This window comes from Arthrobacter tecti, from assembly GCF_054511355.1.
Window position 1 is genome coordinate 40,780 of sequence record NZ_JBTNCT010000013.1, and the last position, 12,769, is coordinate 53,548.

Consider the following 12,769-nt stretch of genomic DNA (forward strand, 5'->3'; position numbering starts at 1 on the left):
CGGAACGTGTCTTTCCGGCACGGTCCCGCCAGCCCGTCGATAGCGCGAGCACTTCCGAGGTGCGACGGCTTGCGAGGGGTTCGGCGCCTCGCTCGCGGCGGCTCCTGATCCCGTGCGGCCGCGGCCCAAACGCTAAGGGCGTTCAAACTATTCAGTCTGCTTACTATTCCCAGTAGTGTGGAGATGGCGGCCTGAGGGACCGTCCGGGACGCCCACCCTAGACGTAGATGGAGAGCCAAGCCATGACTGAAAGCAGCAGCAGCAGCAGCGCGGACAAGCCTTACATTCCCGGCGCTCCGGGTGTGGAACCGCCCAGCCTCGAAGAACCCATCGACCCGCGCGAGCCGCTTCCGCCCAAGCCGGACCAGACCGGGCCCGAAACTGTCTCACCCACCGGTGCACCCACCGGAGCGGCAAGGACAGTCAACTCACAAAGCGGCCGTTTCCTCACGAACGCCCAGGGAACCCGGCTCTACGACACAGATCACTCCCTGAAGGCCGGTCCTCGCGGGCCGGTCCTGCTGCAGGATCACCACCTGCGGGAGAAAATCACCCACTTCGACCATGAGCGCATCCCGGAGCGCGTGGTTCACGCGCGTGGAGCAGCAGCGCACGGGGTCTTCACGGCCAACGGCGCGGCGTCGGGAGTCACCAAGGCCGGCTTCCTCGCCAAGGACGTTGAGACGCCGGTCTTCGTTCGGTTCTCAACGGTATTGGGGTCGCGCGGCTCGGCGGACACCGTCAGGGACACCCGGGGATTCGCCACCAAGTTCTATACCGATGAAGGCACCTATGACCTGGTGGGCAACAACATCCCGGTCTTCTTCATCCAGGACGCCATCAAGTTCCCGGACGTGGTTCATGCGGCCAAACCGCAGCCAGACCGGGAGATCCCGCAGGCACAGAGCGCCCACGACACCTTCTGGGACTTCGTCTCCCTGCACAGCGAGGCGCAGGCTCACACTATGTGGAACATGTCCGACCGCGGCATTCCGCGATCTTTCAGGACCATGGAAGGATTCGGAGTCCACACCTTCCGGCTGGAGAACGCGGCAGGCGAGACCACGCTGGTGAAGCTCCACTGGAAGCCGAAGCAGGGCATCCACTCGCTGGTGTGGGAGGAAGCGCAGATCATCGGCGGTATGGACCCGGACTTTCACCGCCGGGACCTCGCCGACGCCATTGAGGCCGGCGCATACCCGCAGTGGGATCTCGGCATCCAGACCTTCCCGGACACTCCCGAGGAAATGTTCGAGGGCATCGACCTGCTGGACCCCACCAAGATTGTGCCCGAGGAACTGGCGCCGGTGCAGATCATCGGCACCATGACTCTCAACGCCAATCCCACCAACTTCTTCGCCGAAACGGAGCAGGTTGCCTTCCATCCCGGCCACCTGGTGCCGGGTATCGATGTCACCAATGACCCGCTGCTGCAGGGACGCCTGTTTTCCTACCTCGATACGCAGATCACACGGCTTGGCGGCCCTAACTTCGCGCAGATCCCCATCAACCGACCGCACGCCCCGGTCAACGACATGCTGCGCGACGGCATGCACCAGACGGCCGTCCACGGCGGAGTGGCGCCGTACCGGCCCAACTCCCTCGACGGCGGCTGCCCGTTCCTCGCCGGTGAGGACATGAGCGCCTACATCGAGGTGCCGCAGCAGCTACCCGCATCCACGAAGATGAGGGAGAACCCTGCCACTTTCGAGGACCACTTCAGCCAGGTGCGCCTCTTCTTCCGTTCGCTGACTCCGGTGGAGCAGGACCATGTGATCTCCGCCTACACGTTTGAACTGGGCAAATGCTACGAAGAGAATATTCGCCTCCGCCAGCTGCAGAACCTGGCCAACATAGACGATCGACTGTGCAGCGAGGTTGCCAAGGGACTCGGACTTCAGGCGCCGGACGCCAACGAGGCGGTGGAGGATTCAGACCCCAGCCCGGCACTGTCCCAGGTGCGCGGGACCTGGCCGGTGGCGGGAAGAATGGTGGGCATCATCACCGGTCCTGGCGCCGACCCGGCATCGGTGCTCGCCCTGCGCACCGCGATTGACGACGCCGGTATGGTTCCGTTGGTCATCGCGCCTACCGGAGGCAAGCTCGACGGCGGCGTGGAGGCGCAGCGCACCTACCTCACGGCACGCTCAACGGAGTTCGATGCGCTGATTGTCGCCGGACCGGCGGAGCCAGCCGACGACGCCGCCAACAGTCGCGATGCAAAGGCAGGCTTGCCCGGTGGCGTGGATCCGCGCGTTCAGCTCATGCTCGCTGAAGCGTTCCGCCACTCAAAAGCCATCGGTGCGGTGGGTGATTCTTCAGCTGTGCTGGACGCCGCTGGAGTTGAAGGGTCCGCCGCAGGCGTGGTTGAGGGGGAACCGGACGCCGTGGTGACCGGAATCGTGGAATTGCTTGCCAAGCACCGGGTCTGGGATCGGTTTCCGATTCCGCCGCAGTGAGCGGTACTCGGCAGGCACGCTCGTTGAAGGACCCCGGACGATAGGACCCCCATGACCCGCACGTACGTCATCGACTCAATTCCCGGCGACGGCATCGGCGTCGACGTCACGGTAGTGGCGATGCAGTGCGTCGACGCCCTCGCCGAACGCCACGGCTTCACGGTGCAGTGGCGTATCCGTGACTGGAACAGCGACCTGTACCGGAAGACCGGCCGCATGATGCCGGTCGACGGGATCGAACAGCTCAGCGACGGTGACGGCATCTACCTCGGTGCGGTCGGAACACCGGACGTGCCCGACGACGTCACCCTCTGGGGACTCCTCATCCCCATCCGCCGCGAGTTCGACCAGTACATCAATCTCCGACCGATGAGGCTGCTGCCCGGCGTAGTCGGCGCCATGCCCGGCATCGAAGACCTGGACATCGTGGTGGTGCGGGAGAATGTCGAGGGGGAGTACTCGCAGATCGGCGGCAGGTTCGGGACCGGAACAGACGGCGAGTTCGCCGTCCAGGAGAGCGTCTTCACACGGAAGGGCGTCGCCCGGGCCGCCCGCTACGCCGCTGACCTGGCAGCAGAACGCGGCGGCCGGCTCGTCTCGGCGACCAAGTCCAACGGCATCATCCACACCATGCCGTTCTGGGACGAGGTGGTGGCGGAGGCCGTGAAGGAGGTTCCCGGCGTCGTCGTCGACAAGGTACTCATCGACGCGCTGGCGGCGCGGCTGGTCATGAAGCCGACCAGCGTGCGCACCATCGTCGCATCGAACCTCTTCGGGGACATCCTCTCGGACCTGGTGGCGGGCGTCGCCGGATCCATCGGCATTGCCCCGAGCGCCAACCTGAACCCGGAACGCAGGTATCCGTCCATGTTTGAGCCGGTGCACGGCTCGGCGCCGGACATCGCCGGAAAGGGCATCGCCAACCCGGTTGGTGCGCTGTGGGCGGCGGCGATGATGCTCGACCACCTCGGCGAGAAGGAGGCATCGAAGTCCCTGGCAAGCGCCTTTGAAGCCGCGCTCGCGGATGGTATTGCCACGCCGGATCTCAAGGGCTCGGCCACCACCGCTGAGTTCGCGGTAGAGGTGCTGTCCCGGCTGAGTTAACCTGCCACTCCGCAAGGTGCCGGGAAGCTATTGACGCCGCACCCAACCGAGCGCATAATCCTAACTGTGTTAGGAAATCCTACTCGCGATAGGTTCGCTGAAAGGCGGGAGGCTTCCCGTCGGGAGATCGTCGACGCCGCCTGGTCGATCGCACGCGAGGACGGACTGGCGGCCGTGACCCTGCGGGAGGTTGCGGCGCGCGTGGGCATGCGGGCGCCGTCGCTGTATACCCACTTCGAATCCCGGAACGCGATCTTCGACGCTATGTTCGCCCAAGCGTGGCGGGACAGTCTCGAACAGATGGAAGCCGGCGTCGTCGAGGCTCCACGAAACGACCTGCGCGACTTCCTCAAGTGGAACTCGCGCACCTTCTTCGAGTTCTGCGTGAGCGACCCGGCGCGCTACCAGCTGATGAACCAGCGGACCATTCCCGGGTTCGAACCAACACCGGAGTCCTACGTGCCGTCCGTCACCGCCTGGGAACGGTTCCGCGAAGAGCTTGCACCGTTCGGCGTGACCCGCATCGAGGATATCGACCTCTACACCGCGCTGGTTGGCGGGCTCATCGACGCCCAACTCGCCAATGATCCCGGCGGCAACCGCTGGGAGAAACTACTGGACCGCGCCGTCGATATGTATGTCGACGGCCTAAACCTACCCTGATCTCTTCTGCACGCAAGGACACCGCCAGGACTACTCAAACCGCCACGGTTGGCACCCGTGACAACCCCCGCAGGATCGCCTTGAAACGAGCCACCACTATGCGGCTGGCACGCAACGAATACGCCCGGGTGGCCGATGCCGTCGTCGGACGCGCGCCGGAACAGTGGAGCCTGCCCACGGACTGTCCCAAGTGGGATGTCCGCGAGCTGGTCGCCCACATCTGCGGCATGGCCGCGATGGCCGCGACGCCCTGGGAGACGAACCGGCAGGTCAAGGCGGCGGACAAGGAAGTGGCGCGCACCGGGGTCGCGCAGATCGATGCGCTGACCGGACTGCAGGTATCCGAGCGCGCCAACAAGACGCCGGAAGAGCTCACCGCTGAACTGCGTTTGATCGGACCGAAAGCTGCCCGCGGCCGACGCCTGACGCCGTTCTTCATCCGAAACCGGCGCCTGCCGGAAGAGCAGTCCATGGACGGGGTGAGCGAATGGTGGACGATCGGCTACCTGCTGGACGTTGTCCTCACCCGCGACCCGTGGATGCACCGCATCGACCTGAGCCGCGCCACCGGCAACCAGCTGGCTCTCACGGCAGATCACGACTGCGTGATTGTCGACGACGTGGTCCGCGAGTGGGCGAGCCGGCACGGGAAGCCCTACCGGCTGACGCTCACCGGCCCGGCGGGCGGCACCTGGAGCGCGTACGACGACGGCGAACACCTTGAACTCGACGCGATCGAATTCTGCCGCATTCTTTCCGGTCGCGCGCCGGGGGAGGGGCTGTTGAAGACGATGGTTCCGTTCTAGAGACCAACTCAAAAAGAACCTCGGCGCTCTTGAACTCGTGGTCTTCGGTATCGGCTTGTGTATCGGTGCCGGGACCTACTTGCTCACCGGCCAGGCGGCCGGTGCCAACGCGGGTCCCGCCGTAGCACTAGGTGCCCCGTTCATGCTGGTGGCGCTCGGCATGATCATCCTGACTTGGTGCACTAATGAGTGTGGCGCGGCCGCTTTCAACCGCTACCCGCCGCAGAACTGCCCAGTGCGGAACCTGCAAAGATGACCGTCCACGAACTTAAATGTTGCTCCACGACGGAGGCTTCATTTCCCTGTTGCGTAGCGGAAACAAGGGAAAGCGACTTAAATGTCGATTGAGGCTCGTTTAATTAACGGGAGATTTTGTAGCTACAGAAGCGCGTCTTACACGGACCAGACTATTCGGCCTGAGACTTCATCACTGACGGTCTGATCAGGGAACTGGTCGGCCGATCTCCGCAGGCGCCACGTGCTGTTTAACGCATCGTAGTCGAAGGGTCCCGGATGACTGCTATGTGTACGGGGTAGCGAAGGAGTTGCTCAGTTTTTCAGCAAGGTTGACCCATCGATCATTTCTGGTCTTTCCTTGAGCGCGAGTGGACGGGCTGGAATAGCCATTGCATTCCGCGAATTGGCGCGGATCATGCGCAAAGTTTAACCGCCCACATCCAGTCATAGCCAACAATCTGCGTTCTCGTGGCTCTGTCACTATTGAGCCATGACAAATCCAGAGTCCCCGGGGGCAGGCTCACAGCAGACTCCGCCCCATCAGCCACAGCAACAGCCATTTGCTCAGCAAGGATATGGTGCGCCGACGCAGACGCTCCCATACCGACCGGAGGAAGCGACGAAGCAACGAAACGTGCTTGGGCTCATTGCGCTCATCACATCGATTATCGGCTTCATCTTCGCCTGTATCCCCGGTGCTCTCATCATCGGCTGGATACTGCTGCCAATAGCGTTCATCCTGGCGCTCGTTTCCTTGTTCCTCAAGGACAAGGTCAAGTGGATGGGCATCACTGCCCTCATCGTCTCGATCGTTGGAACGATCGTAGGGTTCGTCGTCTTCTTCGCCGTAGTCTCAGCATCCGTCGACGAGGCATTCGGCAGCGGCGACACCACCGTAGTCGAGCCGTCCGCGGATGACGCAGCCGCAGACACAGCAGCCGAAGAGGGCGTAGCAGAGGGTGATCCGGCCGGCGGAGCCGAAGGAACACGCGAGACCCCATACGCGATTGGCTCGGTCATCGAAAATGAAGAGTGGCGCGTCGTGGTCAATTCGGTCACGCTCGCCGCTACGGATGCCGTTATGGGTGCCAACGAGTTCAACGAGGCGCCCGCCGAGGGATCCGAATACATTCTCGTGAACTACTCAGCGACCTACCTCGGCGACGATCCCGAGGGGCAGATACCTGCGTTTGGGGCAACAATCGAGTACGTCACAGCAGAAGGCACGACGGTCAACTCATTCGATACACCCGTGATCGCTCCTGAGCCTATCGATACCACCGGGACGCTTTATACGGATGCGACCGCTACCGGTAACACGGTCTTTGAAGTGCCTACAGCATCGGCCGGCGAGGGAGTTCTCGCTGTACGGGCCGGCCTGCTCGGCGACAAGGTGTTCGTCGCCGTCAAGTAGCAGATTCGACGAAGGGCCTGAGCACGGTTTTACATCGGGCTCAGGCCCTTCATTTTTTGGCGACCCTCAAGCGCGGTCGGTTCCGTGGCCAGGAAAATGAGGGCGGCGGCGCGTGGGCGGCAGCCCTCAGCAGAGCAGACTTGCGGGATCGCCGGATGGAAGATGGATCCAGCCTTCGGTCGCGGCGCGTCGTTCATGGGCGACGTCGGGCGGGAGGGTCTTTCCGACCGCAACCGCCCGCGCGGTCAGGGAAGCGATGGCAGCGTCCAGTTGATCGTCCGATGCGATCAGCGAGGTTCTATGCTTGCCCATCTCGAACCACGGTGCCGTGGCCGCGAGCGAGTTTACGATCGACTCCCGGGCGGCCGTCTCTGCAGCGCCAGTTCCCTTGTACTTCCGCGCCGCAATTTGCCAGCACCGCAAAGACGCCGCCGGGTACACCTCCGCCAGCCTTCCGGAACCATCGAGAGGCTGGACCCCAAAGCGGCGCCCGATCTTCGCTTGCAATACGGCGCATCTCATCGCAGGGTGCGCCAGCCTGTCTGCCGACACACTCAGCGGACGCAAACCTGTTTGGGCAGTGACGAAGCGATCGGTGTCCCGGTAGGCAAGCGTGCGCCTTCCGTCGAGGCCGTCATGCGCGAGCACTCCGTCGGGGTCACCTTGGGCATGCGCAAGGAGGAACGGAACGAATGATTCGGGCCACCCGACAGGGCAATCGATCCCGGTGAAATCGGCGGAACCGAACAGTTCGACGACGGTCATGTCGGTAGTCCCGATGCTGAGCTCCACCAACTCTGCTCGGTCGGCTTCCCAATGGATCACCGCGGCTGCAGTCTTCTTTGGATCGGCTGCCAGATCCACTCCGAGAGTTCGCACGGTCCGAGCCTAGCGGCAGGTGAATCATGCGCCTGCTACTTGGGCTTCAACTATGGAAGGCGACGTAGTTGCCGAGCCAAGTCCCGCCGTCGTCGGCTTCCTACTGCGCGGTGATAAAGTCAGAAGCAAGTAAGTATGCCGTCCCGCCACTGTTTGCGGCGGGCCGCGCCCCGTAGCAGGGCGTCCCCGCTTCGAAGCACCCTACCGCCGGTATTTGGGCTCCGGGCTTGCCGCCCGACATAGAGATCGGATCTCATGACCAAGACAACACGGCACCACCACTCGTCACGTAGTGGCCAGACCCCTCCGCGGTTGGACAAAGGTGCCATGCGCATCGTTGCGCTCGGCGGGCTGGAGGAAATCGGCCGCAACATGACCGTGTTCGAGTACGCGGGCAAGCTGCTCATCGTCGACTGCGGCGTCCTTTTCCCCGAAGAACACCACCCCGGCGTGGACCTCATCCTCCCCGACTTCTCCTACCTGCGGGACAGGCTGGACGACGTCGTCGGGCTGGTATTGACCCACGGCCACGAAGACCACATCGGCGCCGTCCCGTACCTGCTCCGCGAACGCGCAGACATCCCCGTGATCTCCGCGAAACTGACCCTCGCGTTCATCAAGACGAAGCTGCAGGAACACCGCATCACCGCCAAGACCGTGCAGGTCAAGGAAGGCGACCGGAAGAAGTTCGGGCCGTTCGACCTCGAGTTCCTCGCCGTCAACCACTCCATCCCCGACGGCCTCGCGGTCGCCATCCGCACCCCGGCCGGGTTGGTGCTCGCGACCGGTGACTTCAAGATGGATCAGTTCCCCCTCGACGGGCGCATCACGGACCTCGCCGGATTCGCCCGCCTCGGTGAGGAAGGCGTGGACCTGTTCCTGCCCGACTCCACCAACGCCGACGTCCCCGGCTTCCAGATCTCCGAGCAGGACCTCGCACCGGCCATCGACGAGGTGTTCCGCACCGCTCCGCGCCGCATCATCGTCTCCAGCTTCGCCAGCCACATCCACCGCATCCAGCAGGTCATCGACGCCGCGCACCTGTACCACCGGAAGGTTGCCTTTGTCGGCCGCTCCATGGTGCGGAACATGAAAACCGCCCGCGAACTCGGCTACCTGAAGGTGCCGCGCGGACTGCTGGTGGACTTCAAGGAACTCGACAAGATGGACCCCAAGAAGGCCGTCATCATCTGCACCGGCTCACAGGGCGAGCCGATGGCAGCCCTGGCGCGCATGGCCAGCCAGGACCACATGATCGACCTCACCCAAGGCGACACCGTGCTCCTCGCCAGCTCGCTCATTCCGGGCAATGAGACCTCCATCTACCGGCTCATCAACGACCTCACCAAGCTCGGCGCCAACGTAGTACACAAAGGCAACGCCAAGGTCCACGTCTCCGGCCACGCCAGCGCCGGCGAACTGGTCTACTGCTACAACCTCGTACGCCCCCGCAACGTCATGCCCGTCCACGGCGAACACCGCCACCTCAAGGCGAACGCCGAACTCGCGGTGCGCACCGGCGTGGACCCGAAGAAGGCCCTCGTGGTCGAGGACGGCACCACCATCGACCTGAAAGACGGCGTTGCACGCGTCACCGGCAAGGTCACCGCCGACTACGTGTACGTCGAGAACATGGTGGCGGGCGCCGCGACCGAGGAGTCGCTGCAGGACCGCATCCGCCTCGCCGAAGACGGAGCCATGACGGTGCTTGCCATCGTGGACCCGGACACCGGAAAACTGGAGGAAGATCCGGAGTTCTTCCCCGTGGGCTTCGCTCCGACAACCGCCGAGCTTGAGAAGGCGACCGGCATTGTGGAGAAGACACTCGCCGGGCTGAAGCGTGAGAAGACCGGGCCGGAGGCGGAGAAGGCTATCGCTGATGACTTGATCCGTTGGTCGGACAGGTCACTGCGGCGCAAGCCCGTTGTCACCGTCATCATTGTGGACGCGTAAGGATTCTGACGGATTTGATGCCTCAGTGAGGCTGGCCGCAAGAAGTAGTATGGGGCATGGCAATCGCTAAGGTCACGAGTCAGGGAAGAGTAACCATTCCTTTGGAAATTCGGCAGAAGCTCGCGCTCGAGACCGGGTCGCAGATCGAGTTCGTGCTGGCAGGTAAAGGCGCTGCCGTGATGAAGCCGGTTCGTTCGTCGTTGAAGTCTCTTCAAGGCGTCTTCCATGAATCCCGACGGAAGCCGGTTTCTCTAGAAGAGCTCGAGCACGCAATTGCTCTGGAGGCTGGAAGTCGCGGTTGAGGGTCAGGGGATGAGACTGATCAGCTGAGGCTACTCGCCGCCTGCGCCGCCATCCGCTGCGCCGGCGTCCAAGGACCCGGCGTAGTCCCCCTCAGGTCCGGCTTCCGCCACCCCCGCGTAGGTCTCGCCCGAGCCGCCGGCGCGCAAAGCCGACGGATCGGCGTAGGGTGAGGCGCCGTCGTCGTCGGGCGCGAAAAACGCGAGCGCCGCGCTCGGAGCAATCGCGGCAGCCGCGACCGCACCCGGGATGCGCAATGCGGGGTCAACGGAATCGGGGACCAACTCGACCTGGATCGGGAGGTTCGTGTTGTCGTCGTTCGCTGCCATGGTGTCCTCCGTCGTCGAGCCGGTGTGTACCTTTGATCGTCCTCAATTGGGAGCCACTGTCAATGCCAAGAAGTCAGATTTTGATGACACGAACCAGATCCTCAAGCCCCATGAACAAGCAGAGGCTCAGTTAGCGCCTGGTGAACAGTGGCCACAGCTTTCACGGCACTGGCCAGAAACTCACTCAGCCGCAACACGACCGTTGCCGAGTACGGCGGTCACAGCGACGCGCAGCGTTTCCTGCTCGAACGCGGCGCGTGGTCCGTCAGCAGGGAGCGCACGCTCGATCGACAGGCCATTGAGCACGGAGCTGAGGAACCGTGCCAGCGCCTCAAGGTCCTTCGCAACGATCGCGCCCTCGTCGCTCAGTACCCGCAACCACTGCTCGATGCGACGCCGGCCGCCTCGCTCGAGCGCCAGATACGTCTGCGCATCTCCCACGGAAGGGGTGGATTCCAGGTAGGCCCGGTGGATCCCGCGCCACATCTCGCGAGCCTGCTCGCCCGCGCCGACGTGGCGGAGGATCTGCTGCAGGCAGGCGATCAGGCGATCCTCCGCCGACCTCGTACTGTCGCGGATGGGCTCGCCGTCACTGGCAACCTCATAGATACCCGCGACCACGGAGTCGATCAAGTCCTGTTGTGTCGGAAAGAAGTGACGCAACGAGCCCGTGCTCACGCCGGCACGGGTGGCGACGGCACGCACGCTCAACCTGGCTGTCGGATTCTCACCGAGCATTGTCGCCGCCGCAATCAGGATGCGGTCGCGCGTGCTCTTCTCTGCTGTCGTCATTGTTCCCTCCGCAACCAGTCTACTAGCACACTGTGATAGCGTGGCAAACGAACTAGTACAGTGTGCTAATTACGGACCATGCAAGGAGCAAGGATGATGCAGGGATGGCGCCAACACCGGGCAGAGCGGCGTGTGCGCCCCGGGAACGGTCAGCCGTTGCCGCGGTTCCGCTGGTGGCAGCTGTTCAACCGCTCGCTGTTCCTGCTCCGCACGCCTGAGTTGAGCTACGCCGTCGACATCCGTCAGTGGGGCGATCGCCACGACGGCGAGGTGCGGGCCCGGCTGTACCGCGACGGTTTGCAGCATGCCGTCTCGAAGGTACCCGCTCGCTTCCCGATCGACGGGGGCGTTATTGAGGTAGCGCTCGGCGGCTTCGGCATCAAACGGTGCCACTTCATCGCCGCCGATGGGTCCGAACGGCTGCTGACGCCGGACCCCGCCTCTGCAGAGGGACGCAGAGCACGGCTCGAACGGACGCGTCCTCACCTCAGCCGTAGCATCGCGGTTGCCTCGACGATTTTGGTGCTCATCGGCGTGACACTCGGGCTCCTGCAGTTGATCGACCCGATCTCGCAGATCCCACCGATCCAGGCGACGTTCGGCGACATCGAGCCCTTCGTAAAGCTGCCACTCTGGGCGAACATTTCCCTCGGTGTCGCGACAGCGCTCGCCAGCATCGAGCGTGCGCTCCGACTGCGCAGCACCTGGATCGACAGCCTTGCGAACTAATTCGCGCGAGGCCACCGCCTCAGCCCTGGACCGGCCCCGAACGAAAGAGACGACATGGCCCTGATCGAAACCAGCTGGCTGCTTCGCGATGACGAACCTCGAGCGCTGCGGAAGCCAGTGCCGAGCGGAGTCGAGTACCACCGCGCGCTTGCGGGCGAGCGACGTCGGGTCGGGCGCGGCATTCTGGCCATCGCCCTCCTCATGGCCGGCCTGGTCGGTTTTGCCGTCGCCTTGAACCTGTGCGCGGTCATCATCGACGAACAGCTCCTGGGACGCAGCGGTTACACCCCGCTGCGGCACGCGGCCGCGATGCTGTCGCTCGCGGCACTCGTCCCCTGGAGCATGCTGATCCAGCGTTGGCTCTACGGCACGCCCGGCCCCGCCCTGCACTCGATCATGTCGCGGTTCCGCTTCGGCGTCCTCGGAAGAAGCCTGGTCCTCGTCGCTCCGATCTGGGTCGCCGTAACGCTCTTCGGCTTCCTGGCACCGGGCGAGCAGGTGCCGTGGTCACAAACAGACCTGCTGGCGTTCCTGCTGATCTCGCTGCTCCTGACCCCACTGCAGGCCGCGGGTGAGGAGTACGGTTTTCGTGGTCTCGCGTTCCGGGTCGTCGGTGGATGGACCCGTAGCTCACGGTTTGGATTGATCATCGGTGTCGTGCTCACCAGCGCGATCTTCGCCGCGATACACGGCTCAGCAGACCCGTACCTCCTCGTCTGGTACTTCGTCCTTGCAGCCGGACTCGCCATCATCACCTGGCGTACGGGCGGGCTTGAGGTCGCCGTGCTGCTGCACGCCGTACTGAACACCGTCGCGTTCACCGCCGGGACCGCCCTCCACGTCGATTTCGGTTCTGCGCTGGGCAGCCGTGCCGATGTTGTCGGTACGGCCTCCAACCTCGTGCCGGCGGCCGTGATTGTCGCGATTACAGCGGGCGTCTGGTGGACTACACGGAAAACCGGACCGGAGACGACACCCTGATCCGTCCCAGCGTTGTCGACTTGTCTGCCCTGCTCCTGAAGGTTCCCGCTGATCGCCGGATGTGCAGAATCACAATCCACTCGCCTGAACCGGTTGTCCCGCGCCACTGACCGCCGCGCGTTG

General features: G+C 63.9%; 12 protein-coding genes. 9 read left to right on the forward strand and 3 right to left on the reverse strand.

The window, feature by feature from the left end; all coding sequences use genetic code 11:
- The first annotated feature begins 242 nt into the window (after nt 1-242).
- The 5 genes from ACX80C_RS13940 (at nt 243) to ACX80C_RS13960 (ending at nt 6,683) form a co-directional block, all read left to right on the forward strand.
- Nucleotides 243-2,459, forward strand: coding sequence for a catalase (locus tag ACX80C_RS13940; protein WP_459327052.1), 2,217 nt, complete (start codon nt 243-245; stop codon nt 2,457-2,459).
- Between the two features lie 51 nt (nt 2,460-2,510).
- On the forward strand, nt 2,511-3,563 hold the full coding sequence (locus ACX80C_RS13945; protein WP_459327053.1) for a tartrate dehydrogenase: 1,053 nt from the start codon (nt 2,511-2,513) through the stop codon (nt 3,561-3,563).
- 66 nt (nt 3,564-3,629) lie between these two features.
- A complete protein-coding gene (locus tag ACX80C_RS13950; RefSeq protein ID WP_459327054.1) occupies nt 3,630-4,226 on the forward strand; it encodes a TetR/AcrR family transcriptional regulator in 597 nt (198 codons plus the stop codon).
- A gap of 80 nt (nt 4,227-4,306) precedes the next feature.
- Nucleotides 4,307-5,032 carry a maleylpyruvate isomerase family mycothiol-dependent enzyme gene (locus ACX80C_RS13955; RefSeq protein WP_459327055.1) on the forward strand — a complete coding sequence of 242 codons (726 nt, stop codon included), beginning with the start codon at nt 4,307-4,309 and terminating at the stop codon, nt 5,030-5,032.
- A 727-nt stretch (nt 5,033-5,759) separates the two neighbouring features.
- The gene (locus ACX80C_RS13960; RefSeq protein WP_459327056.1) at nt 5,760-6,683 is read left to right on the forward strand and encodes a hypothetical protein; all 924 of its coding nucleotides are present in this window, start codon (nt 5,760-5,762) and stop codon (nt 6,681-6,683) included.
- A gap of 126 nt (nt 6,684-6,809) precedes the next feature.
- On the opposite strand, the gene ACX80C_RS13965 is transcribed toward ACX80C_RS13960, so the two are convergent.
- On the reverse strand, nt 6,810-7,562 hold the full coding sequence (locus ACX80C_RS13965; protein WP_459327057.1) for a DUF429 domain-containing protein: 753 nt from the start codon (nt 7,560-7,562) through the stop codon (nt 6,810-6,812).
- A gap of 255 nt (nt 7,563-7,817) precedes the next feature.
- Here ACX80C_RS13965 and ACX80C_RS13970 point away from each other — a divergent pair, with 255 nt between their 5' ends.
- Together ACX80C_RS13970 and ACX80C_RS13975 are read left to right on the forward strand one after the other, a co-directional pair.
- Nucleotides 7,818-9,515, forward strand: a complete 1,698-nt coding sequence (locus ACX80C_RS13970; protein ID WP_459327058.1) for a ribonuclease J — start codon at nt 7,818-7,820, stop codon at nt 9,513-9,515.
- Between the two features lie 56 nt (nt 9,516-9,571).
- A complete protein-coding gene (locus ACX80C_RS13975; protein ID WP_459327059.1) occupies nt 9,572-9,817 on the forward strand; it encodes an AbrB/MazE/SpoVT family DNA-binding domain-containing protein in 246 nt (81 codons plus the stop codon).
- A 30-nt stretch (nt 9,818-9,847) separates the two neighbouring features.
- Here ACX80C_RS13975 and ACX80C_RS13980 read toward each other — a convergent pair whose 3' ends face one another.
- Nucleotides 9,848-10,144: a hypothetical protein gene (locus ACX80C_RS13980; RefSeq protein WP_459327060.1), complete on the reverse strand. Its 297-nt coding sequence runs from the start codon at nt 10,142-10,144 to the stop codon at nt 9,848-9,850.
- A gap of 180 nt (nt 10,145-10,324) precedes the next feature.
- Nucleotides 10,325-10,936 (reverse strand): TetR/AcrR family transcriptional regulator, encoded by a 612-nt coding sequence (locus tag ACX80C_RS13985; RefSeq protein ID WP_459327061.1) that lies wholly within the window; start codon nt 10,934-10,936, stop codon nt 10,325-10,327.
- Nucleotides 10,937-11,029: 93 nt separating this feature from the next.
- Here ACX80C_RS13985 and ACX80C_RS13990 point away from each other — a divergent pair, with 93 nt between their 5' ends.
- Entirely contained in the window at nt 11,030-11,665 is a 636-nt protein-coding gene (locus tag ACX80C_RS13990; RefSeq protein WP_459327062.1) for a hypothetical protein, read from the forward strand.
- Nucleotides 11,666-11,719: 54 nt separating this feature from the next.
- The gene (locus ACX80C_RS13995) at nt 11,720-12,646 is read left to right on the forward strand and encodes a CPBP family intramembrane glutamic endopeptidase (RefSeq protein ID WP_459327063.1); all 927 of its coding nucleotides are present in this window, start codon (nt 11,720-11,722) and stop codon (nt 12,644-12,646) included.
- The last annotated feature ends 123 nt before the right edge of the window (nt 12,647-12,769 follow it).